Source organism: Enterobacter sp. BWH64 (assembly GCF_001037645.1).
In the GTDB taxonomy this organism is placed as follows: domain Bacteria; phylum Pseudomonadota; class Gammaproteobacteria; order Enterobacterales; family Enterobacteriaceae; genus Enterobacter; species Enterobacter hormaechei_C.
Genome location: NZ_KQ089922.1, coordinates 2307101 through 2330596 on the forward strand (window position 1 = coordinate 2307101; position 23496 = coordinate 2330596).

Below are 23496 nucleotides of genomic sequence, written 5' to 3' on the forward strand. Positions count from 1 at the left end.
GCCGCAATGTGTGCGAATAATTGGCAAAAGGCAGCTCTGGTTGCCTTTTTCTTTGACTCTATGACGTTACAAAGTTAATATGCGCGCCCTATGCAAAAGGTAAAATTACCCCTGACTCTTGATCCGGTTCGTACGGCTCAAAAACGCCTCGATTACGAAGGAATCTATTCTTCCGATCAGGCTGAGCGTATTGCCGAATCTGTAGTCAGTGTGGACAGTGATGTAGAATGCTCCATGTCGTTCGCTATCGACAACCAGCGTCTCGCCGTGTTAACCGGTGATGCAAAGGTGACGGTAACGCTCGAATGTCAGCGTTGCGGGAAACCGTTTGTACAGCATGTTCACACAACGTATTGTTTTAGTCCGGTTCGTTCTGACGAACAGGCTGAAGCACTCCCGGAAGCGTATGAGCCGATTGAGGTTAACGAATTCGGTGAAATCGATCTTCTGGCGCTGGTTGAAGATGAAGTCATCCTCTCCCTGCCAGTCGTTCCGGTGCATGATTCTGAACACTGTGAAGTGTCCGAGGCGGACATGGTCTTTGGGGAACTGCCTGATGAAGCGCAAAAACCAAACCCATTTGCCGTATTAGCCAGCTTAAAGCGTAAGTAATTGAGGAGTAAGGTCCATGGCCGTACAACAGAATAAACCAACCCGTTCCAAACGTGGCATGCGTCGTTCCCATGACGCGCTGACCGCAGTTACCAGCCTGTCTGTAGACAAGACTTCTGGTGAGAAGCACCTGCGTCACCACATCACCGCTGACGGTTTCTACCGCGGCCGCAAGGTTATCACTAAGTAATCACGCGTCAGCGTGATTAGGCTTAGTGAGGAACTTCCCCGTGCAAACGGGGAGTTTACCGAACCAGGCTGCGACGATACCTTGACACGTCTAACCCTGGCGTTAGATGTCATGGGGGGAGATTTTGGCCCTACCGTGACAGTGCCTGCAGCATTGCAGGCACTGAATTCTAATTCGCAACTCACACTTCTTTTAGTCGGTAATCCCGACACAATCACGCCATTACTTGCAAAAGCTGACTTTGAACAACGTTCGCGTCTGCAGATTATTCCTGCGCAGTCAGTTATTGCCAGTGATGCCCGGCCATCGCAGGCTATTCGTAATAGCCGTGGCAGCTCTATGCGAATGGCGCTGGAGCTGGTGAAAGAAGGGCGAGCGCAGGCTTGCGTCAGCGCGGGAAATACTGGCGCGCTGATGGGGCTGTCGAAATTATTGCTCAAGCCGATTGAGGGCATTGAGCGTCCGGCGCTGGTGACGGTATTACCGCATCAGCAGAAGGGCAAAACGGTGGTGCTGGATCTGGGCGCTAACGTGGATTGTGATAGTACAATGCTTGCTCAGTTTGCCGTTATGGGGTCGGTGCTGGCTGAAGACGTGGTCGGGATTAACAATCCCCGCGTTGCTTTACTGAATATTGGTGAAGAAGAGGCTAAAGGCCTGGACAGTATCCGCGACGCTGCGGAAATACTCAAACAGGTCCCCTCCATCAACTATATTGGTTATCTCGAAGCCAATGAGTTGCTGACGGGCAAAACGGATGTATTAGTGTGTGATGGCTTCACCGGAAACGTGACGTTGAAGACCATGGAAGGGGTCGTACGAATGTTCCTTTCTCTGCTGAAATCGCAGGGAGAAGGTAAAAAAAGGTCCTGGTGGCTGATTTTATTAAAGCGTTGGTTACAAAAAAGCCTGACGCGGCGATTCAGTCACCTCAACCCCGACCAGTATAATGGCGCCTGTCTGTTAGGATTGCGCGGCATCGTGATTAAGAGTCATGGCGCCGCCAATCAGCGAGCATTTACCGTCGCGATTGAACAGGCAGTGCAGGCGGTGCAGCGTCAAGTCCCTCAGAGGATTGCCGCTCGCCTGGGATCTGTATTAGCTAAAAGTGACTGAGCGTACATGTATACGAAGATTTTAGGTACCGGCAGCTACCTGCCAAAACAAGTGCGTACCAACGCCGATCTTGAAAAAATGGTAGATACGTCTGACGAGTGGATTGTCACGCGCACAGGTATCCGTGAACGTCGTATCGCCGCGCCAGACGAAACTGTGTCCACCATGGGCTACGAAGCCGCTCAGCGAGCGCTTGAGATGGCTGGCATTGATAAAGAACAGATCGGGCTTATTGTGGTGGCGACAACCTCTGCCACGCATGCCTTCCCAAGCGCAGCGTGCCAGGTGCAGAACATGCTCGGCATCAAAGGCTGCCCGGCATTTGATGTTGCAGCAGCGTGCGCGGGTTTCACCTATGCGCTGAGCATCGCCGATCAGTATGTAAAATCGGGCGCCGTAAAATATGCGCTGGTGATCGGCGCTGATGTGCTGGCGCGTACCTGCGATCCGACCGATCGCGGCACGATCATTATTTTTGGCGATGGCGCGGGCGCGGTGCTGCTGGGGCAGTCCGAAGAGCCGGGCATCATCTCCACGCACCTGCATGCCGATGGCCGCTACGGCGAGCTGTTAACGCTGCCTAACGCCGATCGCGTTAATCCGGACAGTTCGATTTACCTGACAATGGCAGGTAACGAAGTGTTTAAAGTGGCCGTGACTGAACTGGCTCACATCGTTGATGAGACGCTGGAAGCGAACAATCTGGACCGCGCCGCACTCGACTGGCTGGTACCGCATCAGGCGAACCTGCGTATCATCAGCGCGACGGCGAAGAAGCTGGGCATGTCTATGGATAACGTTGTGGTGACGCTTGATCGCCACGGCAACACCTCTGCGGCATCGGTACCGTGCGCATTTGACGAAGCGGTACGCGATGGACGAATCAAACGGGGCCAACTGGTCTTGCTTGAAGCCTTTGGTGGCGGGTTCACCTGGGGTTCCGCGCTGGTTCGTTTCTAGGATAAGGATTAAAAAATGACGCAATTTGCTTTTGTGTTCCCGGGACAGGGCTCGCAAACTGTCGGGATGTTGTCTGAAATGGCAGCAAACTATCCGGTTATTGAAGAGACTTTCCGTGAAGCCTCTGACGCGCTGGGTTATGATCTGTGGGCGCTGACCCAACAGGGCCCCGCTGAAGAGCTGAACAAAACCTGGCAGACTCAACCGGCACTGCTGGCAGCCTCCGTCGCATTGTGGCGCGTATGGCAGCAGCAGGGCGGCAAAGCGCCGACGCTGATGGCGGGTCATAGCCTGGGTGAATACTCTGCGCTGGTCTGCGCAGGGGTGATTGCCTTCGCTGACGCGGTACGCCTGGTTGAATTGCGTGGTAAATTCATGCAGGAAGCGGTGCCAGAGGGCACGGGCGGCATGTCTGCCATCATCGGTCTGGATGATGCGTCTATCGCTAAAGCCTGTGAAGAATCTGCTGAAGGTCAGGTCGTTTCTCCGGTAAACTTTAACTCGCCAGGCCAGGTGGTTATCGCGGGTCATAAAGAAGCGGTTGAGCGTGCAGGTGCTGCCTGTAAAGCTGCGGGCGCAAAACGTGCACTGCCCCTGCCGGTGAGCGTACCGTCTCACTGCGCGCTGATGAAGCCCGCTGCCGATAAGCTGGCGGTTGAGCTGGAAAAAATGACCTTTAACGCACCGACGATTTCCGTTGTGAATAACGTCGATGTGCAGTGCGAAACCGCGCCGGAGGCTATCCGTAACGCGCTGGTTCGCCAGCTCTACAGCCCGGTTCAGTGGACTAAAACCGTTGAATTTATGGCGTCTCAGGGCGTTGAACATCTGTATGAAGTTGGTCCAGGTAAGGTACTTACCGGTCTGACAAAACGTATTGTAGACACCCTGACTGCCTCGGCGATTAACGAGCCGGAAGCCATGAAAGCGGCACTCTCGCAATAAAAGAGGAATACCATGAGTTTTGAAGGAAAAATTGCCCTGGTGACCGGCGCAAGCCGCGGTATTGGGCGCGCTATTGCTGAAACACTGGTTGCGCGCGGCGCGACGGTGATCGGGACTGCGACCAGTGAGAATGGCGCACAGGCCATCAGCGACTATCTGGGTGCGAACGGTAAAGGTCTGGTACTGAATGTGACTGAACCAGCATCTATCGAATCTGTTCTGGAAAATATTCGCGCAGAGTTTGGCGAAGTGGATATTCTGGTCAATAATGCCGGGATCACTCGCGACAACCTGCTGATGCGAATGAAAGACGACGAGTGGAACGATATTATCGAAACCAACCTGTCATCTGTATTCCGTCTGTCAAAAGCGGTAATGCGCGCTATGATGAAAAAGCGTCATGGTCGTATTATCACTGTAGGTTCTGTGGTTGGTACCATGGGAAATGCTGGTCAGGCTAACTACGCTGCGGCGAAAGCAGGTCTGATCGGTTTCAGTAAGTCGCTGGCGCGTGAAGTCGCGTCCCGCGGAATTACTGTAAACGTTGTTGCTCCGGGCTTTATTGAAACGGACATGACGCGTGCGCTGACTGATGAGCAGCGTGCGGGTACGCTGGCGGCAGTTCCGGCGGGTCGTCTTGGCGACCCTAAAGAAATCGCCAGCGCGGTTGCATTTTTAGCCTCTGACGAAGCGGGTTACATCACTGGTGAAACCCTCCACGTCAACGGCGGGATGTACATGGTTTAATCACGATCGAAAATATTTGCGTTATTTGGGCAAATGGCCTCAAAATAACGTAAAATCGTGGTAAGACCTGCCGGGATTTAGTTGCAAATTTTTCAACATTTTATACACTACGAAAACCATCGCGAAAGCGAGTTTTGATAGGAAATTTAAGAGTATGAGCACTATCGAAGAACGCGTTAAGAAAATTATCGGCGAACAGCTGGGCGTTAAGCAGGAAGAAGTTGTGAACTCCGCTTCCTTTGTTGAAGACCTGGGCGCAGATTCTCTTGACACCGTTGAGCTGGTAATGGCTCTGGAAGAAGAGTTTGATACTGAGATTCCGGACGAAGAAGCTGAGAAAATCACCACCGTTCAGGCTGCCATTGATTACATCAACGGTCACCAGGCGTAAGTGAACATCTCCAGGCGGTCATTCGACCGCCTGAGTTTTATCTTTTGTTGTCCCACGAATCTCTTTTTTTATCCCTCCCTGGAGGACAAGCGTGTCTAAGCGTCGTGTAGTTGTGACCGGACTTGGCATGTTGTCTCCTGTCGGCAATACCGTAGAGTCCACCTGGAAAGCTCTCCTTGCCGGTCAGAGCGGCATCAGCCTAATCGACCATTTCGATACTAGCGCCTATGCAACGAAATTTGCTGGCTTAGTAAAGGATTTTAACTGTGAAGAGATCATCTCGCGCAAAGAACAGCGCAAGATGGATGCCTTCATTCAATATGGAATTGTCGCTGGCGTTCAGGCCATGCAGGATTCTGGCCTTGAGATTACGGAAGAGAACGCGACCCGTATCGGCGCCGCTATCGGCTCCGGGATTGGCGGTCTGGGTCTGATTGAAGAAAACCATACATCTCTGATGAATGGCGGCCCGCGTAAAATCAGCCCGTTCTTCGTTCCGTCTACGATTGTCAACATGGTGGCAGGTCACCTGACCATTATGTTCGGCCTGCGTGGCCCAAGCATCTCAATCGCGACAGCCTGTACGTCTGGCGTGCATAACATCGGCCAGGCCGCGCGTATCATTGCGTACGGCGATGCAGATGCTATGGTTGCGGGCGGCGCTGAAAAAGCCAGTACCCCGCTGGGCGTCGGTGGCTTCGGTGCAGCGCGTGCGCTCTCTACCCGAAACGATAATCCTCAGGCGGCGAGCCGTCCGTGGGATAAAGACCGTGATGGTTTCGTGCTGGGTGACGGTGCAGGCATGATCGTACTGGAAGAGTACGAACACGCGAAAAAACGTGGCGCGAAAATTTATGCTGAAGTTGTTGGCTTTGGCATGAGCAGCGATGCTTATCACATGACGTCTCCTCCAGAGAACGGCGCAGGCGCTGCGCTGGCGATGGAAAACGCCATCCGCGATGCGGGCATTACGCCAGCACAGATTGGCTACGTTAACGCCCATGGGACGTCTACCCCTGCGGGCGATAAAGCAGAAGCGCAGGCTGTTAAGTCTATCTTCGGCGAATCTGCCGGCCGCGTAATGGTAAGCTCCACGAAATCCATGACCGGTCACCTGCTGGGTGCTGCGGGGGCAGTAGAGTCAATCTACTCTATTCTCGCGCTGCGCGATCAGGCTGTACCGCCAACCATCAACCTGGATTATCCGGATGAAGGTTGCGATCTGGACTTCGTTCCTCACGAAGCGCGCCAGGTTAGCGGTATGGAGTATACCCTGTGTAACTCCTTCGGCTTCGGTGGGACTAACGGCTCTCTGATCTTCAAAAAGGTCTGAGTCTGGTTAGTCGCTGACGATAAAAAAGGTCCGCTTGCCGGGCCTTTTTTATTAGGTGAAATCCCCTTGTCCGGCTGCTCACATCCTGCCAGACTGAGCCTCCACGCATAAGGAGCCACCATGTTTTTGATTAATGGCCTTGAGCAAGAAACGCTGCCAGCCAGCGACAGGGCGACCCAGTTTGGCGATGGCTGTTTCACGACTGCGCGTATTCTCGACGGTGGCGTGTGTCTGCTCGGGGCCCATATCCTTCGTTTACAAAAAGCCTGCGAAGCATTACTGATCCCCTTCTCGCAGTGGGACATTCTTGAAAGTGAAATGCGTCGGCTGGCGTCAGATAAAGCAAGCGGCGTCCTGAAAGTCATTATTAGCCGCGGGAGCGGTGGCCGGGGCTATAGCGGTTCTGCCTGTCTGCATCCTACGCGGGTCCTTTCCGTTTCAGATTATCCTTCCCATTATGCGCACTGGCGTGAAGAGGGCGTAGCCCTGGCGCTAAGTCCGGTACGTCTGGGGCGAAACCCGATGCTCGCTGGTATAAAACATCTCAACCGCCTTGAACAGGTGCTTATTCGTACTCATCTTGAGCAGACGGAGGCCGGGGAGGCGCTGGTTCTTGACAGCGAAGGGTACATTACGGAATGCTGTGCGGCTAATTTACTCTGGCGGAAGGGCTGTGATGTGTTCACGCCTTCGCTGGAGCAGGCCGGCGTCAACGGCATTATGCGGCAGTTTTGTATGCACCAGCTGGCACGTGCAGGCTTTCGCGTTGTCGAAGTCAACGCTAAGGAAGAGGCGCTGCTGTCTGCCGATGAAGTTGTTATCTGCAATGCGCTGATGCCCGTTGTCCCCGTTCGCGCTTATGGCCGCAAATGCTGGTCATCCCGCGAGCTGTTCCAGTTTCTGGCCCCGTTATGTGAGCAAACCAGGTAGTCATGAAGAAAATGTTACGCTTTGTCCTCCTTCTTATCGTTGCGTTCGGTATCGCTGGCGGAGCGGGAGTGTGGAAAGTCCGTCAGCTGGCGGAGAGTCAGATCCTGATTAAAGACGAGACGATTTTTACCCTGAAAGCGGGTACCGGGCGGCAGGCGCTTGGTCAGCAGCTGTATGACGACAAAATTATCAATCGCCCACGCGTATTCCAGTGGCTGCTGCGTATTGAACCGGACCTGTCCCATTTCAAGGCCGGCACCTATCGCTTTACCCCTGGCATGACCGTGCGCGAGATGCTGCAACTGCTGGAGAGTGGTAAAGAAGCCCAGTTCCCGCTGCGTTTTGTGGAAGGTATGCGTCTGAGCGATTACCTCAGGCAGCTGCGGGACGCGCCATACATTAAGCATACGCTGAAAGATGACCGCTACCAGACCGTGGCAGACGCCTTAAAATTCGAACATCCCGAGTGGGTGGAAGGCTGGTTCTGGCCCGATACGTGGATGTATACGGCAGGCACGACGGATGTGGCCATTCTGAAGCGCGCGCACAACAAAATGGTCGCGGCGGTAGACGCTGCCTGGAAAGGGCGAGCAGAGGGCCTGCCTTATAAAGATCAAAACCAGTTCATGACGATGGCCTCGATCATCGAGAAAGAGACGGCCGTTGCTGCCGAACGTGACCAGGTTGCCTCGGTGTTTATTAACCGTCTGAGCATCGGCATGCGTTTGCAAACCGATCCTACCGTCATCTACGGCATGGGCGAAAACTACAACGGCAGGATTTCCAGAAAAGATCTGGAGACGCCAACGGCGTATAATACCTACGTGATTAGCGGCCTGCCGCCTGGACCGATCGCGACGCCGAGTGAAGCATCGTTGAAGGCCGCCGCGCACCCGGCCAAAACGCCGTATCTCTATTTTGTGGCTGACGGAAAAGGGGGGCATACGTTTAATACCAACCTGGCCAGCCACAATCGCTCCGTTCAGGACTATCTGAAGGCACTTAAGGAAAAAAATGCGCAGTAAATACATTGTCATTGAGGGACTCGAAGGGGCGGGCAAAACAACTGCCCGTAACGTGGTGGTGGATACGCTTACGTCGCTTGGCGTTGCCGACATGGTCTTTACCCGCGAGCCGGGCGGTACGCAGCTGGCGGAAAAACTGCGCAGCCTGGTTCTGGATATCAAATCCGTTGGCGATGAAGTTATTACCGACAAAGCGGAAGTGCTGATGTTCTATGCTGCGCGCGTTCAGCTGGTGGAGACGGTGATCAAACCCGCTCTGGCAGAAGGGAAATGGGTGATTGGCGATCGCCACGATCTCTCAACCCAGGCGTATCAGGGCGGGGGCCGGGGTATCGATCAGGCCATGCTGGCTACGCTTCGCGACGCGGTTCTGGGCGATTTCCGTCCTGACCTGACGCTGTATCTGGACGTAACTCCTGAGGTGGGCCTGAAGCGCGCCCGTGCCCGCGGCGAACTGGACCGCATTGAACAGGAGTCTTTTGATTTCTTTAACCGCACCCGTGCGCGTTATCTGGAACTGGCCGGGCAGGACAAGACCATTCGTACCATCGATGCGACGCAATCCCTTGAAGACGTTACGCGTGATATTCAGCAGACCGTTACGCAGTGGCTACAGGAGCAGCAGGCATGAAATGGTATCCATGGTTGCGCCCACACTTTGAACAGCTGATCGGCAGCTATCAGGTTGGTCGGGGGCATCATGCGTTACTGATCCAGGCGCTGCCGGGAATGGGTGATGATGCGTTGATTTACGCCATCACCCGCTTTCTGATGTGCCAACAGCCGGAAGGACATAAAAGCTGCGGTAAATGCCGGGGTTGCCAGCTCATGCAGGCGGGCACGCATCCTGACTATTACACCCTCGAACCCGAGAAGGGCAAAAATACGCTCGGTATCGACGCGGTGCGTGAGGTCAGTGAGAAACTGTACGAATATGCGCGTCTGGGGGGGGCGAAAGTGGTGTGGCTGAATGACGCCGCGCTACTCACGGAAGCCGCAGCCAACGCCCTGTTAAAAACCCTGGAAGAGCCGCCAGAGAATACCTGGTTTTTCCTCTCCTGCCGCGAGCCGGAACGCTTGCTGGCGACGCTGCGCAGTCGCTGCCTTCTTCACCACCTCGCTGTCCCTCAGGAATCCTGGGCGCTCGCCTGGCTTGAGCGAGAAGTGACGGTGTCACAAGATGCGGCGCGCTCGGCGTTGCGCCTGTGCAGCGGTGCGCCTGCGGCTGCGCTGGCCTTATTGCAGCCGGAAGTGTGGTCCCAGCGTGAAACGCTATGTCGTGCGGTTGAATCAGCCCTCGACAGCCATGACTGGCTTAGCGTGCTGCCAGCGCTGAACAGCGATCAGGCACCGGAACGGCTGCACTGGCTGGCCGCGCTGCTGCTGGATGCGCTCAAAATCCAGCAGGGGGCGACGCTTCTGACTAACCCTGACGTGTGGGCGCTGGTCACCACGCTGGCGAATCGCCTGTCAGGGCAGTCGCTGCACGCTATCCTTCATGATATCTGCCAGAGTCGTGAACAACTTTTGACGGTAACCGGTCTCAATCGCGAGCTTTTACTGACCGACCAGTTACTGCGTATCGAACACTACCTGCAACCAGGCGTCATACCGCCGGTTTCCCACCTCTGAGAGAGACATTATGTTTTTAGTCGACTCACACTGCCATCTCGATGGCCTGGATTATCAGTCCCTGCATAAAAATGTGGACGACGTGCTGGCGAAAGCCGCCGCGCGCGATGTGAAATTTTGCCTGGCCGTGGCGACCACGTTGCCGGGTTACCGCGCCATGCGTGAACTGGTAGGCGAGCGCGATAATGTCGTCTTCTCCTGCGGCGTGCATCCGCTGAATCAGGATGAAGCGTACGACGTTGAGGATTTACGCCGTCTTGCCGCAGAAGAGGGCGTAGTGGCGATGGGCGAGACCGGTCTCGACTATTTCTACACCCCGGAAACGAAACCTCGCCAGCAGGAATCCTTCCGCAACCACATCCGTATTGGCCGTGAACTGAATAAGCCTGTTATCGTTCATACCCGCGATGCGCGCGCCGACACGCTGGCGATCCTGCGGGAAGAAAAGGTGACGGATTGCGGTGGCGTACTACACTGTTTCACTGAAGACAGAGAAACGGCGGGTAAGCTGCTTGATTTAGGCTTTTATATCTCGTTCTCGGGGATTGTAACGTTCCGGAATGCTGAGCAACTGCGTGATGCGGCGCGATATGTTCCGCTGGATCGTATTCTGGTGGAAACCGATTCCCCGTACCTGGCACCGGTGCCTCATCGCGGCAAAGAAAATCAGCCAGCGATGACCCGGGATGTCGCTGAGTATATGGCCGTTCTGAAAGGTGTCAGTATTGAAGAGCTGGCTCGCGTGACAACGGAAAACTTCGCCAGTCTGTTCCATATCGACCCCGCCCACCTGCAATCTGTCTGATACGCCTGTTATTTTTAGGCTCGTAATTAATAAGTAAAACGAGTAAAGTTCACCGCCTCATTTGGGGCGGTGATGGCGTTTTTAGACACATCCAGACATGCTTTATGTAAATATCTGCAAGTTTTTTGGCCGTCTTGAACTGAAACGTGATAGCCGTCAAACAAACTCAGAGGGAATTATTTTACTCTGTGTAATAAATAAAGGGCGCTTAGATGTCCTGTCCACGGCGCGGTACTCCCCCCGGGCCAATGCGTGAAAACGTAAAAAAAGCACAAATACTCAGGAGCACTCTCAATTATGTTTAAGAATGCATTTGCTAACCTGCAAAAGGTCGGTAAATCGCTGATGCTGCCAGTATCCGTACTGCCTATCGCAGGTATCCTGCTGGGTGTCGGTTCTGCAAACTTCAGCTGGCTGCCAGCCGTAGTTTCCCACGTGATGGCCGAAGCAGGCGGTTCTGTTTTTGCTAACATGCCGCTGATCTTCGCTATCGGTGTTGCTCTGGGCTTCACCAATAACGACGGTGTATCCGCGCTGGCGTCCGTTGTTGCTTACGGCATCATGGTGAAAACCATGGCTGTGGTTGCGCCGCTGGTACTGCACTTACCTGCTGAAGAGATTGCCGCTAAGCATCTGGCGGACACCGGTGTTCTCGGTGGTATCATCTCCGGTGCGATTGCAGCGTATATGTTTAACCGCTTCTATCGCATCAAGCTGCCTGAGTATCTGGGCTTCTTCGCGGGTAAACGTTTTGTGCCGATCATTTCTGGTCTGGCCGCGATTTTCACCGGTGTGGTTCTGTCTTTCATCTGGCCACCAATCGGTACAGCAATCCAGACCTTCTCTCAGTGGGCGGCTTACCAGAACCCGGTTGTGGCGTTCGGTATCTACGGCTTCATTGAGCGCTGCCTGGTACCATTTGGTCTGCACCACATCTGGAACGTTCCATTCCAGATGCAGATTGGTGAATACACCAACGCAGCAGGCCAGGTGTTCCACGGCGACATCCCACGCTACATGGCGGGTGACCCAACGGCAGGTAAACTGTCTGGTGGCTTCCTGTTCAAAATGTACGGTCTGCCGGCCGCCGCAATTGCGATCTGGCACTCTGCTAAACCAGAGAACCGTGCAAAAGTGGGCGGTATCATGATCTCCGCAGCGCTGACCTCGTTCCTGACCGGTATCACCGAGCCGATCGAGTTCTCCTTCATGTTCGTTGCGCCGATCCTGTACATCATCCACGCGGTACTGGCAGGTCTGGCATTCCCAATCTGTATCCTGCTGGGTATGCGTGACGGTACGTCCTTCTCTCACGGTCTGATCGACTTCATCGTTCTGTCCGGTAACAGCAGCAAGCTGTGGCTGTTCCCAATTGTGGGTGCGGGCTACGCAGTGGTGTACTACACCGTCTTCCGCGTGCTGATCAAAGCACTGGACCTGAAAACGCCGGGTCGTGAAGATGCAACGGAAGACAGCAAAGCCGGTGCGACCAGCGAAATGGCGCCTGCTCTGGTAGCTGCCTTCGGTGGTAAAGAGAACATCACTAACCTGGACGCGTGTATCACTCGTCTGCGTGTGAGCGTTGCCGACGTTGCGAAAGTAGACCAGCCGGGTCTGAAAAAACTGGGCGCAGCGGGCGTCGTTGTTGCAGGTTCTGGTGTTCAGGCAATCTTCGGTACGAAATCCGATAACCTGAAAACCGAAATGGATGAGTACATCCGCAACAACTAAGCTGTGACCTGGGGAGACTAAGGCAGCCGAATGGCTGCCTTTTTTATTACTGCGGCTTGTGGTGCCGGGTGGCGGCGGCACCTTACCGGGCCTACGTGATGGGTAGGCCCGGTAAGCGCAGCGCCACCGGGCTTCTGTCACTCAGAAATCGTAGCTCGCGCTCACCGAGACGTTCAGCGGCGCGCCATACACTACATAAGAGCCGACGTAATCGTAATACTCTTTGTCGAACAGGTTGTTGACGTTAGCCTGCACCGCAAAATCTTTGGTGACCTGATAACGGCTGAACAGGTTCACCAGCCCATAGCTGCCTTGCTCCGCGCGGGAACGTCCTGCCGGGCCGCCTTCCACGTCCGTCCACACTTTGTTCTGCCAGTTTACGCCACCGCCCACGGTCAGTTCCGGCAGCATTGGCAACTGATAGCGGGTGAAGAGCTTCATGGTTGTGCGCGGCTGATCGGAGCTGACGGCGTTGCCATTCTTATCTTCTGCGATGTAACGCGTCGCGCCGAAGGTCAGCTGCCAGTTATCGGTCAGGGCACCATTGAGCTCGAACTCGACCCCTTTGCTGACCACCCCGTCCAGCGATTCATAGATCGACTCACCGCTCGGCATGTAGGTATAGGTGTTGCTGGCGACGTTATCCTGCTCAATGCGGAAAATCGCCAGCGAGGTGGTGAGGCGGGTATTAAACCAGTCCGCCTTCACCCCGGCTTCGTAGCTTTTACCCGTGGTAGGGTCAAGATAACGTCCGCTGGCATCGCGCTTATCCTGCGGCTGGAAGATAGAGGTATAGCTGACGTAGGTCGACCAGTCCTCATTGATGTCATACACCAGGCCGGCGTACGGCGTGACATCATCTTTGGTGCTTTCCAGACGGGTATTCGGCGATCCTGCCGGGTTATAACGAATGTTATATTGGGTGTAGCGCGCGCCCAGGATCAGGTGCAGCGGATCGGCCAGCGAGAAACGAGCCGACGAATAGGCTGAAGACTGGCGAATATCATCCTTGCTGTAGAGTTTCCACGGCGTCCACTGGGGATCGGCGATGTTCCCGTTCCAGTTCTTAAAGTTGCCGACATCAACCATGCCGTATACCGCATCCGGCATGGAGTTGTCGTAATGGTTACGCTGACGGCTGAAGCTGCCGCCGAACATCATTTCGTGCTGACGGCCAAAGAGATCGAAGCCGCCGCGCAGGAAGGCGTCAACCGCATCCTGTTTACGTTCCCCACGGTTCCAGCCTCCGTAACCCACCAGGCCCGCACCGGTCTCTTTATCCGGATAGCCGGACATATACATCAGTTTGGAGTCGAAGTTGGTTTCAGCGTGCATACCGTTGATGTGCGCTTCCCAGCCATTATCGAAACGCTGAGTCAGGTTAGCGAAGATGCGGGTGCTGTCTTTATCTGAATAAGCCCAGTCAGGTGCGACAGTCTGGCTGCGATTGTAGTGGGTCTTACTTCCGTCGCTGTACCAGGTCGGCAGCCCGCCCCAGGTTGGGTCGGCGGTATGGCTTTCCTGATACTCATACCCTACCGAGAGGGTGGTGCTGTCGGTGACATCCGCGTCCATCACACCGTAGAGGAATTTCTTCCGGTAGTGGTAGTTATCCAAGAAGCTGTCGTTGTCCTGATAACCCGTAATCAGACGGCCCCGTACCTTACCTGACTCTACCAGCGGCGCCTGGAGATCCAGCACGTAGCGCTGCTTGTCCCAGCTGCCGTAACTGGCGGAGACGTTACCTTTAAATTCCGGGCTGTCCGCGTGCTTACGCACCATATTAACGTACGCCGCCGGGTTGCCCGTGCCGGACATCAGGCCGGTGGCGCCGCGAACCACTTCGATGCGGTCATAAATCGCGGTATCCGCGGCGGTATCACCAAAGTTCCACACTTCACTGATGGAGGTTGGCAGGTCGTCATAGGCGTAGTTGCTGACGAAAAAGCCGCGTGAGTAAAACACGGTACGGTCGCTGTCCTGCACCTGGGCCGTAATGCCCGTGGTATTCGTCAGCACCTGTCCGATGGATTGCAGATTCTGGTCAGCCATACGTTGCTGGCTGATAACGCTGACGGACTGTGGGATGTCGCGGGGAACCAGCAACAGTTTGGTGCCGGTGGTGGTGGTTTTTACGCTGTAATCCTGATCCTGGCTGGCAGAAAGATCCTGTGTGTTGTCAAAACCCCCGTCTACGACGACGGTATCTTCGGTGGTTGAAGCAGCGAAAGCGGCGGTTGGCGTCAATGCCATAGCAATGCAGGCGGCCAGCAACGAAGGTGTTGCGGCAGGCTGATGTTGCCCATCCCTGGTGTGATTAATGAAAGACATCATCAAACCCTTAGTGAATGGTGAAGGTAATTCGCGACAGTCCCGCTAGCACGGGCTGACGTCGTTTTCTATGTTAAAAATGCTCATGAAAATGCAAATGCGAAATATACGCATTGTGATTAACGCTGTAAACAGATGTTTCGGGATGAACTGAAATAAGGTTTCAGAAAAGAAATGTCCTAAAGCGATGCCTCTTCAGCCAGATGGCGGACAATCAGGAAAGAAATCACGGGAGAAGGTTGAAAGGACAGGAGAAACTCGCTCATACTCTTGTCTTGTGTCACGCAGTAAATCAGACAATGTGTGTTAACAACGGACGCACGACGCCAGATTAAACTTAAAAGGAAAAGGTCATGGCTGAAGAAACGATTTTCAGTAAAATTATCCGCCGAGAAATTCCGTCGGATATTGTCTATCAGGATGAACTGGTCACGGCTTTCCGCGACATTTCTCCCCAGGCGCCGACGCACATCCTTATTATTCCCAATATTCTGATCCCGACCGTCAATGACGTTAAAACCGAGCATGAAGTGGCGCTGGGCCGTATGCTTACGGTGGCCGCGAAAATCGCAGAGCAGGAAGGGATTGCTGAAGACGGATACCGTCTGATCATGAACTGTAATCGCCATGGCGGCCAGGAAGTCTATCATATTCATATGCATCTGCTGGGTGGACGTCCACTGGGACCGATGCTGGCACATAAAGGTCTTTAATATGTTAACTGGGCGTATTGCAGCGCTGATCGTGACGCTGGTAATGGTTGGGTGCAGCGCGCGTCCCGCCATCCCGGTCAGTGAAGAACAGACGCTGGTGATGGAGTCCTCAGTGCTTGCTGCGGGCATCACGGCGGAGAAACCTTCGCTGACCATAAGCGAAATCCAGTCTTCAGCCTCCTCTACGCTCTATAACGAAAGGCAAGAGCCAGTGACGGTGCATTATCGCTTCTACTGGTATGACGTGAGAGGTCTTGAGATGCACCCGCTTGAGGCGCCGCGCAGCGTGACTATCCCGGCAAGATCGTCAGTCACGCTCTACGGCAGCGCCAGCTATCTGGGTGCACATAAGGTGAGACTTTATCTTTATTTGTAAGGAGTGAACCTTGATTAAAACAATGAGCCGTTATGCGCTCCTGAGTGCTTTTGCACTCTTTCTGGCGGGTTGTGTGACGCGAACGGAAGAACCAGCACCGGTAGATCAGGCGAAGCCGGGAACGGAACAGCCAACAACGCCAGCGCAGCCTGTTCCAACCGTGCCGTCTGTACCGACCATTCCGGCGCAGCCTGGCCCGATCGAACATCCGGACGACACCGCACAGCCTGCGCCGCGAGTACGCCACTATGACTGGAACGGCGCAATGCAGCCGATGGTGGGCAAAATGTTGCAGGCACAGGGCGTTACGCCCGGTAGCGTGCTGCTGGTGGACAGCGTGAACAACCGTACAAACGGTTCCCTGAATGCGGGAGAAGCGACGGAAACCCTGCGCAACGCGCTGGCAAACAACGGTAAATTTACGCTGGTCTCAGCTCAGCAGCTCGCGGTCGCCAAGCAGCAGCTTGGTCTGTCGCCTCAGGACAGCCTGGGTTCGCGCAGTAAAGCGATGGGTATTGCCCGCAACGTTGGCGCGCAGTATGTCCTTTATTCTAACGCGACAGGCAACGTGAACACGCCGTCGTTGCAGATGCAGTTAATGCTGGTTCAGACCGGCGAAATTATCTGGTCAGGTAAAGGTGCCGTTACGCAACAATAAGCGCACGCGTCATGACGTCCTGACGCGTTATTTCCCTCAGTACCGTGTTATCGCGCCGCAAGCCCCCGCCGGGCTTGGCGGCGCGAGTTGCATTATTGAGCGTGGCGACCATCGGCTGGTTTTACGTCAGCATCACGATGCCGCCGCGCCTGCCTCCCATTTTCGTCGCCAGTTCCGCGCCCTGAAGCGCCTGCCCGCCGACCTTGCGCCACAACCTCATCTCTTTATCAGAGACTGGATGGCGGTGGCGTTTATTGCGGGTGAGATCAAAAGCGAGCTTCCCGATACGCCTGCGCTTGCAGCCATGCTGTATCATCTGCATCGCCAGCCGCGTCTGGGCTGGCGGGTAACGTTACTTCCTTTGCTGGATCACTACTGGCAGCAGGCTGCGCCTGGACGACGCACGCCCTACTGGCTGGCGCAGCTTAAGCGGCTACGCAGAGCGGGAGAGCCGCAGGCGTTACGTCTGGCGCCGCTGCATATGGATGTCCACGCGGGTAATATCGTTCATACCACGGCAGGCGAGAAACTTATCGACTGGGAATATGCCGGAGACGGTGACGTGGCGCTCGAACTCGCTGCGGTCTGGATGCCTGATGAGGCGTCGCGCGAGCAGCTGATAACCGCCTATGCCCGAAACGCCAACATCAATGCGCTCACCCTTGCGCGGCAGGTCGCGCGCTGGCGTCCGTGGGTGTTGATGCTGATGGCGGGATGGTTTGAAATGCGCCTTCAGCAGACAGATGACAAACAATTTATTGCGCTGGCAAATGATGCCTGGCGTCAGTTACAAACGAAAGGATAAGAGAGGTAGGTGTGGGTCCAGTAATGTTGGATGTCGAAGGGTTTGAGCTGGATGCGGAAGAGCGCGAAATTCTGGCGCATCCGCTGGTAGGGGGGCTGATTCTTTTCACCCGCAATTATCATGATCCGGAGCAGTTGCGTGAGCTGGTTCGCCAGATCCGTGCGGCGTCGCGCAATCACCTGGTGGTGGCCGTAGACCAGGAAGGTGGGCGTGTGCAGCGTTTCCGCGAAGGGTTTACCCGTTTACCCGCCGCGCAATCTTTTGCTGCGCTGCTGGGGATCGAAGAGGGCGGTCAACTGGCGCAGGACGCCGGCTGGCTGATGGCCAGCGAGATGATCGCCATGGATATCGACATCAGCTTCGCCCCGGTGCTGGACGTAGGACACATTAGCGCGGCAATTGGTGAGCGTTCGTATCATGACGATCCGCGTATTGCGCTGGCAATGGCGACGCGCTTTATTGACGGTATGCATGCTGCGGGCATGAAAACCACCGGCAAACATTTCCCGGGCCACGGGGCGGTGACGGCGGATTCCCATAAAGAAACCCCGCGCGATCCGCGCCCGGAAGCAGACATTCGCGCTAAAGACATGTCGGTTTTCCGCTCGCTGATCGCTGATAACAAGCTGGATGCCATCATGCCTGCGCACGTCATCTACAGTGAGGTCGATCCTCGTCCGGCCAGCGGCTCTCCGCACTGGCTGAAAACCGTACTGCGTCAGGAATTAGGCTTCAATGGCGTAATTTTCTCTGACGATTTATCCATGGAGGGGGCGGCAATTATGGGTAGCTATGCCGAACGTGGGCAGGCTTCGCTGGATGCGGGTTGCGATATGATCCTCGTCTGCAATAATCGTAAAGGGGCGGTGAGCGTGCTGGATAACCTGTCGCCGATCAATGCTGAACGTGTTACACAATTGTATCATAAAGGTTCATTTAGTCGTCAGGAGCTGATGGACTCGGCGCGCTGGAAAACGGTAAACGCCCGGCTTGAAGCCCTGAACGAGCGCTGGCAGGCACATAAAGCAGCCCTTTAATTCATCCCGGAAGGCGTAGCGTGGTGAGACGATGATCATTTATTTACACGGTTTTGACTCAAACAGTCCTGGTAATCATGAGAAAGTGCTGCAATTGCAGTTTATCGATCCGGATGTCCGGCTGATCAGTTACAGCACACGTCATCCGAAGCATGACATGCAGCATCTGCTTAAAGAAGTGGATAAAATGTTGCAGCTCAATATCGACGATCGCCCGCTGATCTGCGGCGTGGGGTTAGGAGGATACTGGGCAGAGCGCATCGGTTTTTTGTGCGATATCCGTCAGGTCATTTTTAATCCTAACCTCTTTCCGAACGAAAACATGGAAGGCAAAATCGATCGCCCGGAGGAGTACGCCGACATCGCAACTAAATGCGTGAGCAATTTCCGTGAAAAGAACCGCGATCGGTGTCTGGTGATCCTTTCCCGCAACGATGAAGCGCTGAACAGCTCCCGCGCCGCCGAGCTTCTGCACCATTACTACGAAATTGTCTGGGACGAAGAGCAGACCCACAAGTTCAAAAACATTTCCCCGCACTTGCAGCGTATTAAAGCCTTTAAAACGCTGGGCTGATCTCCCTGAACCTGATAAAGGCCCGGTACGTGAAAGCGTACCGGGCCTCTTTTTTGTCAGAGTTGTCTACTTTTAAACCATCAAAACTTGATACATATCAATTTTGGTATGACCAATGCGCCTGACGTGCTATTCTCAATGAATCTGAATGGTTTCAGCGCAGTAACCTGTTGTTAATTAAGGGTTATTTATATAACTTTTAATTAACAATTGGTTAATAATTTGAGGGGGTCACGTTGACTACGCCATTGAAAAAGATAGTGATTGTCGGCGGTGGTGCTGGCGGACTGGAGCTGGCGACACAGCTGGGTAAGAAGCTGGGTCGCGGTAAGAAAGCCAAAATCACGCTGGTGGATCGTAACCACAGTCATCTGTGGAAGCCGTTACTGCACGAAGTGGCGACCGGGTCACTGGATGAGGGCGTGGATGCGCTGAGCTATCTGGCGCATGCGCGTAACCACCACTTCCAGTTCCAGCTGGGTTCGGTGGTGGATATCAATCGTGAAAACAAAACCATCACGCTGGCTGAGCTGCGTGATGATAAAGGCGAGTTGCTGGTTCCTGAGCGCAAGCTGGCCTATGACACGCTGGTGATGGCCCTGGGCAGTACCTCCAATGATTTCAACACCCCAGGCGTAAAAGAGCACTGCATCTTCCTGGATAACCCGCATCAGGCGCGTCGTTTCCATCAGGAGATGCTTAACCTGTTCCTGAAGTACACCAATAACATGGGTGCTAACGGCAAGGTCAACATTGCTATCGTGGGCGGCGGCGCAACGGGCGTTGAATTATCGGCGGAGTTGCACAATGCGGTCAAACAGCTGCACAGCTACGGCTACAAAGGGCTGACTAACGAAGCGCTGAATGTGACGCTGGTGGAAGCAGGTGAACGTATTCTGCCTGCGCTGCCGCCGCGTATTTCCGGCGCGGCGCACAACGAGCTGACCAAACTGGGCGTGCGCGTGCTGACCCAGACCATGGTGACCAGCGCGGATGAGGGCGGCCTGCATACCAAAGACGGCGAATATATCCAGGCCGACCTGATGGTTTGGGCTGCGGGGATCAAAGCGCCTGATTTCATGAAAGATATCGGTGGGCTGGAGACGAACCGCATTAACCAGCTGGTGACAGAGCCGACGCTGCAAACCACGCGCGATCCGGACATCTTCGCCATTGGCGACTGTGCCTCCTGCGCACGTCCGGAAGGCGGATTTGTACCGCCTCGCGCCCAGGCCGCGCACCAGATGGCAAGCCTCGTGCTGCATAACATCCTGGCGCAGATGAAAGGCAAACCGATGAAAGCCTATGTCTACAAAGACCACGGCTCTCTGGTGTCGCTCTCAAACTTCTCCACCGTGGGCAGCCTGATGGGTAACCTGATGCGCGGCTCCATGATGGTGGAAGGGCGCATCGCCCGCTTCGTGTACATTTCTCTGTACCGTATGCACCAGATTGCGCTGCACGGCTACTTCAAAACCGGCCTGATGATGCTGGTTGGCCGCATCAACCGCGTGATCCGTCCACGCCTGAAGCTGCACTAATTTCTCTCTCCCTCCGGGCCCTCCGGAGGGAATTCTTAGCACATCATGCTGTGCATTTCCCTCCTGACGCTTAAGAGTTCTCTTAAACCCACGTTGTCCCGGTCAACAGCCCTGATTTTGATCCTTTATCTTATTGGCGAAGCGTTTATTGCGCTGCAAAATTGCTACCAATTGCAACAAAGGAGGAAGTCCCGTGAATAAATCAATGTTGGCGGGTATAGGGATTGGCGTCGCAGCTGCGTTAGGTGTGGCTGCCGTTGCCAGTCTGAACGTACTTGATCGTGGCCCGCAGTATGCGCAGGTGGTTTCCGCTACACCGATCAAAGAGACGGTCAAGACGCCTCGTCAGGAGTGCCGTAATGTTTCTGTCACCCACCGTCGTCCGGTTCAGGATGAAAACCGTATCGCTGGCTCCGTGCTGGGCGCGGTTGCTGGTGGGGTGATTGGTCATCAGTTTGGTGGCGGCCGTGGTAAGGATGTCGCGACGGTGGTTGGTGCGCTGGGTGGCGGTTATGCCGGTAACCAGGTACAGGGCGCGATGCAGGAAAATGATACCTACACCACAACGCAGCAGCGCTGTAAAACCGTGTATGACAAGTCTGAAAAAATGTTGGGCTACGACGTAACCTACAAAATTGGCGATCAGCAGGGCAAAATCCGCATGGATAAAGATCCTGGCACGCAGATCCCTCTCGACAGCAACGGTCAGCTGATACTGAATAACAAAGTGTAAAAAAGATGTTCTCTGAACTTAGCTCCTCATGCGCTCAGGCTGAGGAGCTTTTTTTTTGCGTCAGAGTTTAAGAAGTTCAGGCCACAGGCGCAGCGTTGTTTGCGTAATCCCCTGCAATTTTTCCAGCGTCGCGCCTTCACGGGCGCTGATGGACATCCCCTGTAAAATACAGCTCAGATACTGGGAAAGCTCCTGCGGACGGCAATGCGCCGGTATTTCGCCGCGCTGCTGACGCTGAGCCAGAAACGTGCTGAGCGTCTCCTCCTGCATCGCATGTCGCGATTTGACCGTGTTGGCAATCTCTTTAGACGATGCCGCGAGGGTCGCGGAGGTGTTGATCATAAAACAGCCCGCAGGCGTGTCCTTGCTGGTATAGCAGGTCGCGATTGCCGTGAAATAATCCTGCAATGCCTGCTCAACCGTTTTTTCTTCGCAGAACAGCTGGGCTTCATGTTTTGCCGCGAAGCGCGCGATGTATCTGTCCAGAACGGCCCGGAATAAGCCTTCTTTGTTGGTGAACTCTGCGTACAGGGTAGGGGCTTTCGCGCCCGTTGCTTCCACGAGATCGGAAAGCGACGTGGCTTCATACCCATGCTGCCAGAAGAGCGTCATGGCCTTATCGAGCGCCGCATCCCTGTCGAACACTTTTGGTCGGCCACGGCTTTTCTTCGCGCAACGCGTGACATCGGTTGTCATGTGCCGTTGGTCCTCTGTTGTTTTGTTGAATAGTCATTATAAAAATAAACGTCTGCAACGACCAGCGGTGATTTCTGAAAAATAATTTAATTTTATCTTTATGAAATATAAGGCAAATGAAATTAATTTAACGACCATTATAAAAATGGGTTGACGTGTGACCTGGATCACATCTATCATTTACCTATCGATCGTTAACTAAATAACTAACGACCACTACATCATCTGCCTAAAGGTATAAAATCATGAAAAACGTTAAAACCCTCATCGCTGCCGCCGTTCTGAGCTCACTCTCTTTCGCAAGCTTCGCTGCTGTTGAAGTGCAATCCACGCCAGCAGACCAGCAGAAAGTCGGTACCATCTCTGCCACTGCCGGGACTAATCTGGGCTCTCTGGAAGATCAGCTGGTACAAAAAGCTGACGAAATGGGTGCGAAATCATTCCGCATCACCTCTGTGACCGGTCCTAACACCCTGCACGGTACCGCTGTTATCTACAAATAAGCGTAACGCAACCCTCCGTTATGCCACTGCAATAAAAAACGCCCTGCTGATGCAGGGCGTTTGTCGTTATTACTGCTTTACATTGATTGCTGAGCAACCTCATGATGCCGCGTGACATCGGTTGGCATCCCCGAGCGCGCTTCCATCGCCCGCTCCATCACCGCGCCATCGGTATTGGCATTCGTTTTAAAGCTCACCATCGAGGCATTCAGATTAATCGGCAGCGTCTGCGGATCGTCATTGATGTTTTTCGATAGCGGCTGGTGGATCTCAACCAGACGGACGCCACCCGGCTCTTCAGACACTTTAACCGGCGTATTAATGATATTCACTTTCGTGCCAGGGGCGATCACGCGGTAGAGCGTTTTGATATCGTCATCGCGCAGGCGAATGCAGCCGGAGCTGACGCGCATCCCGATCCCGAAATCCGCATTCGTTCCGTGCAGAAGATAAACCCCACCGTATGCCGCCAGGCGAATCGCATGGTGCCCCATCGGATTATCCGGGCCAGCAGGCACCACGGCAGGAAGGTCGATACCTTGAGCTTTATAACGGGCGCGAATGTTTGCCGTCGGGGTCCAGGTAGGATTAGCGCGCTTATCAGAGACGGTGGTGACCATGGTAGGCGTGAGCGTATCGCCCCCCAGCTGACCAATGCCGATAGGGTAGACGGCCACTTCGTTCTTGCCCGGCGGGTAGTAATACAGACGCAGCTCGGCGAGGTTAATCACAATGCCCTGACGCGGCGCGTCCGGCAGGATGGTTTGCAGCGGAATCGTCAGTACGCTGCCTGCCCGGGGCACGTATGGATCTACGCCCGGGTTGGCCTGCAACAGCGCCAGGAACCCGACGTTATATTTTTTGGCAATCGCTTCCAGCGAACCGCCATCGTTTTCAACCACGTGAAAGCGGTTTTCACCTACGACGTTGCTGCCGGCAGGCGGAAGAGGCCAGGTATTTGCGCGAGCAGGGAGCGCGACGGCAACCGTCGCGGCCAGCGCAAACAGAGTTAACCAGCGGGTAAAATGCGAAGAAATCATCATTATCATAATCCATACAAATGATAAGGTTATTGTTTTATAAGGCGTTAATGATAATTATGGCGAATGTAT

The 23496-nt window shown here is 54.5% G+C and carries 26 protein-coding genes; 23 read left to right on the plus strand and 3 right to left on the minus strand.

Annotated elements, in window-relative coordinates; genetic code table 11:
- Window positions 1–90 precede the first annotated feature (90 nt).
- The 14 genes from yceD (at window position 91) to ptsG (ending at window position 12417) form a co-directional block, all read left to right on the plus strand.
- Window positions 91–612, plus strand: a complete 522-nt coding sequence (yceD, locus tag SK50_RS10975; protein WP_003857966.1) for a 23S rRNA accumulation protein YceD — start codon at window positions 91–93, stop codon at window positions 610–612.
- A 16-nt stretch (window positions 613–628) separates the two neighbouring features.
- The gene (gene rpmF, locus SK50_RS10980; protein ID WP_003857964.1) at window positions 629–802 is read left to right on the plus strand and encodes a 50S ribosomal protein L32; all 174 of its coding nucleotides are present in this window, start codon (window positions 629–631) and stop codon (window positions 800–802) included.
- An 81-nt stretch (window positions 803–883) separates the two neighbouring features.
- Entirely contained in the window at window positions 884–1918 is a 1035-nt protein-coding gene (gene plsX, locus SK50_RS10985; protein ID WP_219810776.1) for a phosphate acyltransferase PlsX, read from the plus strand.
- Between the two features lie 6 nt (window positions 1919–1924).
- Window positions 1925–2878 carry a beta-ketoacyl-ACP synthase III gene (locus tag SK50_RS10990; protein ID WP_003857960.1) on the plus strand — a complete coding sequence of 318 codons (954 nt, stop codon included), beginning with the start codon at window positions 1925–1927 and terminating at the stop codon, window positions 2876–2878.
- Between the two features lie 15 nt (window positions 2879–2893).
- Window positions 2894–3823 carry an ACP S-malonyltransferase gene (fabD, locus tag SK50_RS10995; protein WP_015570824.1) on the plus strand — a complete coding sequence of 310 codons (930 nt, stop codon included), beginning with the start codon at window positions 2894–2896 and terminating at the stop codon, window positions 3821–3823.
- 12 nt (window positions 3824–3835) lie between these two features.
- Window positions 3836–4570 carry a 3-oxoacyl-ACP reductase FabG gene (gene fabG / locus SK50_RS11000; protein WP_003857956.1) on the plus strand — a complete coding sequence of 245 codons (735 nt, stop codon included), beginning with the start codon at window positions 3836–3838 and terminating at the stop codon, window positions 4568–4570.
- A 154-nt stretch (window positions 4571–4724) separates the two neighbouring features.
- Window positions 4725–4961: an acyl carrier protein gene (acpP, locus tag SK50_RS11005; protein WP_003857954.1), complete on the plus strand. Its 237-nt coding sequence runs from the start codon at window positions 4725–4727 to the stop codon at window positions 4959–4961.
- A 91-nt stretch (window positions 4962–5052) separates the two neighbouring features.
- Window positions 5053–6294, plus strand: a complete 1242-nt coding sequence (gene fabF / locus SK50_RS11010) for a beta-ketoacyl-ACP synthase II (protein ID WP_017693637.1) — start codon at window positions 5053–5055, stop codon at window positions 6292–6294.
- Window positions 6295–6414: 120 nt separating this feature from the next.
- Window positions 6415–7224, plus strand: coding sequence for an aminodeoxychorismate lyase (gene pabC, locus SK50_RS11015; protein WP_015570822.1), 810 nt, complete (start codon window positions 6415–6417; stop codon window positions 7222–7224).
- 2 nt (window positions 7225–7226) lie between these two features.
- Window positions 7227–8249, plus strand: coding sequence for a cell division protein YceG (gene yceG, locus SK50_RS11020; RefSeq protein WP_017693636.1), 1023 nt, complete (start codon window positions 7227–7229; stop codon window positions 8247–8249).
- Complete coding sequence (gene tmk / locus SK50_RS11025; RefSeq protein WP_015570821.1) at window positions 8239–8880, plus strand: dTMP kinase; 642 nt, start codon at window positions 8239–8241, stop codon at window positions 8878–8880. The genes yceG and tmk overlap by 11 nt, the downstream gene beginning before the upstream one ends.
- Window positions 8877–9881 (plus strand): DNA polymerase III subunit delta', encoded by a 1005-nt coding sequence (holB, locus tag SK50_RS11030; protein WP_017384721.1) that lies wholly within the window; start codon window positions 8877–8879, stop codon window positions 9879–9881. Before tmk ends, holB begins: the two co-directional genes overlap by 4 nt.
- Window positions 9882–9891: 10 nt before the next feature.
- Complete coding sequence (locus SK50_RS11035) at window positions 9892–10686, plus strand: metal-dependent hydrolase (RefSeq protein WP_017384720.1); 795 nt, start codon at window positions 9892–9894, stop codon at window positions 10684–10686.
- A 297-nt stretch (window positions 10687–10983) separates the two neighbouring features.
- Complete coding sequence (gene ptsG / locus SK50_RS11040) at window positions 10984–12417, plus strand: PTS glucose transporter subunit IIBC (protein ID WP_003857942.1); 1434 nt, start codon at window positions 10984–10986, stop codon at window positions 12415–12417.
- Window positions 12418–12558: 141 nt separating this feature from the next.
- On the opposite strand, the gene fhuE is transcribed toward ptsG, so the two are convergent.
- Complete coding sequence (fhuE, locus tag SK50_RS11045; RefSeq protein WP_048229407.1) at window positions 12559–14748, minus strand: ferric-rhodotorulic acid/ferric-coprogen receptor FhuE; 2190 nt, start codon at window positions 14746–14748, stop codon at window positions 12559–12561.
- Between the two features lie 353 nt (window positions 14749–15101).
- Between fhuE and hinT the strand changes: the two genes are divergently transcribed.
- The 8 genes from hinT to SK50_RS11085 all read left to right on the plus strand — a co-directional run bounded on the left by hinT (window position 15102) and on the right by SK50_RS11085 (window position 21185).
- Window positions 15102–15461, plus strand: coding sequence for a purine nucleoside phosphoramidase (hinT, locus tag SK50_RS11050; RefSeq protein ID WP_006809243.1), 360 nt, complete (start codon window positions 15102–15104; stop codon window positions 15459–15461).
- 1 nt (window position 15462) lies between these two features.
- On the plus strand, window positions 15463–15837 hold the full coding sequence (locus SK50_RS11055; protein WP_003857939.1) for a YcfL family putative periplasmic lipoprotein: 375 nt from the start codon (window positions 15463–15465) through the stop codon (window positions 15835–15837).
- Window positions 15838–15850: 13 nt separating this feature from the next.
- Window positions 15851–16495 carry a penicillin-binding protein activator LpoB gene (gene lpoB, locus SK50_RS11060; protein WP_085939398.1) on the plus strand — a complete coding sequence of 215 codons (645 nt, stop codon included), beginning with the start codon at window positions 15851–15853 and terminating at the stop codon, window positions 16493–16495.
- Window positions 16476–17300, plus strand: a complete 825-nt coding sequence (gene thiK, locus SK50_RS11065; RefSeq protein WP_017384718.1) for a thiamine kinase — start codon at window positions 16476–16478, stop codon at window positions 17298–17300. Before lpoB ends, thiK begins: the two co-directional genes overlap by 20 nt.
- 11 nt (window positions 17301–17311) lie before the next feature.
- Window positions 17312–18337, plus strand: coding sequence for a beta-N-acetylhexosaminidase (gene nagZ, locus SK50_RS11070; protein WP_003857934.1), 1026 nt, complete (start codon window positions 17312–17314; stop codon window positions 18335–18337).
- A 31-nt stretch (window positions 18338–18368) separates the two neighbouring features.
- The gene (gene ycfP, locus SK50_RS11075) at window positions 18369–18911 is read left to right on the plus strand and encodes an alpha/beta hydrolase YcfP (RefSeq protein ID WP_006809239.1); all 543 of its coding nucleotides are present in this window, start codon (window positions 18369–18371) and stop codon (window positions 18909–18911) included.
- 236 nt (window positions 18912–19147) lie between these two features.
- Window positions 19148–20452: an NAD(P)/FAD-dependent oxidoreductase gene (locus tag SK50_RS11080; protein ID WP_017693633.1), complete on the plus strand. Its 1305-nt coding sequence runs from the start codon at window positions 19148–19150 to the stop codon at window positions 20450–20452.
- A gap of 193 nt (window positions 20453–20645) precedes the next feature.
- Window positions 20646–21185, plus strand: a complete 540-nt coding sequence (locus tag SK50_RS11085; protein WP_017384715.1) for a glycine zipper 2TM domain-containing protein — start codon at window positions 20646–20648, stop codon at window positions 21183–21185.
- Window positions 21186–21245: 60 nt separating this feature from the next.
- Here SK50_RS11085 and SK50_RS11090 read toward each other — a convergent pair whose 3' ends face one another.
- Window positions 21246–21881: a TetR/AcrR family transcriptional regulator gene (locus SK50_RS11090; RefSeq protein ID WP_015570813.1), complete on the minus strand. Its 636-nt coding sequence runs from the start codon at window positions 21879–21881 to the stop codon at window positions 21246–21248.
- Between the two features lie 245 nt (window positions 21882–22126).
- On the opposite strand from SK50_RS11090, the gene bhsA reads away from it, so the two are divergent.
- Window positions 22127–22384 (plus strand): multiple stress resistance protein BhsA, encoded by a 258-nt coding sequence (gene bhsA / locus SK50_RS11095; protein ID WP_048229409.1) that lies wholly within the window; start codon window positions 22127–22129, stop codon window positions 22382–22384.
- Between the two features lie 77 nt (window positions 22385–22461).
- On the opposite strand, the gene SK50_RS11100 is transcribed toward bhsA, so the two are convergent.
- Window positions 22462–23427 carry a L,D-transpeptidase LdtC gene (locus SK50_RS11100; RefSeq protein WP_045344111.1) on the minus strand — a complete coding sequence of 322 codons (966 nt, stop codon included), beginning with the start codon at window positions 23425–23427 and terminating at the stop codon, window positions 22462–22464.
- Window positions 23428–23496 lie beyond the last annotated feature (69 nt).

Bases quoted from the DNA above. Each gene is read 5' to 3' on its own strand.
- yceD (WP_003857966.1), top strand. From the start codon at position 91: ATGCAAAAGGTAAAATTACCCCTGACTCTTGATCCGGTTCGTACGGCT.
- rpmF (WP_003857964.1), top strand. From the start codon at position 629: ATGGCCGTACAACAGAATAAACCAACCCGTTCCAAACGTGGCATGCGT.
- SK50_RS10990 (WP_003857960.1), top strand. From the start codon at position 1,925: ATGTATACGAAGATTTTAGGTACCGGCAGCTACCTGCCAAAACAAGTG.
- fabD (WP_015570824.1), top strand. From the start codon at position 2,894: ATGACGCAATTTGCTTTTGTGTTCCCGGGACAGGGCTCGCAAACTGTC.
- fabG (WP_003857956.1), top strand. From the start codon at position 3,836: ATGAGTTTTGAAGGAAAAATTGCCCTGGTGACCGGCGCAAGCCGCGGT.
- acpP (WP_003857954.1), top strand. From the start codon at position 4,725: ATGAGCACTATCGAAGAACGCGTTAAGAAAATTATCGGCGAACAGCTG.
- pabC (WP_015570822.1), top strand. From the start codon at position 6,415: ATGTTTTTGATTAATGGCCTTGAGCAAGAAACGCTGCCAGCCAGCGAC.
- yceG (WP_017693636.1), top strand. From the start codon at position 7,227: ATGAAGAAAATGTTACGCTTTGTCCTCCTTCTTATCGTTGCGTTCGGT.
- tmk (WP_015570821.1), top strand. From the start codon at position 8,239: ATGCGCAGTAAATACATTGTCATTGAGGGACTCGAAGGGGCGGGCAAA.
- holB (WP_017384721.1), top strand. From the start codon at position 8,877: ATGAAATGGTATCCATGGTTGCGCCCACACTTTGAACAGCTGATCGGC.
- SK50_RS11035 (WP_017384720.1), top strand. From the start codon at position 9,892: ATGTTTTTAGTCGACTCACACTGCCATCTCGATGGCCTGGATTATCAG.
- ptsG (WP_003857942.1), top strand. From the start codon at position 10,984: ATGTTTAAGAATGCATTTGCTAACCTGCAAAAGGTCGGTAAATCGCTG.
- fhuE (WP_048229407.1), bottom strand. From the start codon at position 14,748: ATGTCTTTCATTAATCACACCAGGGATGGGCAACATCAGCCTGCCGCA.
- hinT (WP_006809243.1), top strand. From the start codon at position 15,102: ATGGCTGAAGAAACGATTTTCAGTAAAATTATCCGCCGAGAAATTCCG.
- SK50_RS11055 (WP_003857939.1), top strand. From the start codon at position 15,463: ATGTTAACTGGGCGTATTGCAGCGCTGATCGTGACGCTGGTAATGGTT.
- ycfP (WP_006809239.1), top strand. From the start codon at position 18,369: ATGATCATTTATTTACACGGTTTTGACTCAAACAGTCCTGGTAATCAT.
- SK50_RS11090 (WP_015570813.1), bottom strand. From the start codon at position 21,881: ATGACAACCGATGTCACGCGTTGCGCGAAGAAAAGCCGTGGCCGACCA.
- bhsA (WP_048229409.1), top strand. From the start codon at position 22,127: ATGAAAAACGTTAAAACCCTCATCGCTGCCGCCGTTCTGAGCTCACTC.
- SK50_RS11100 (WP_045344111.1), bottom strand. From the start codon at position 23,427: ATGATGATTTCTTCGCATTTTACCCGCTGGTTAACTCTGTTTGCGCTG.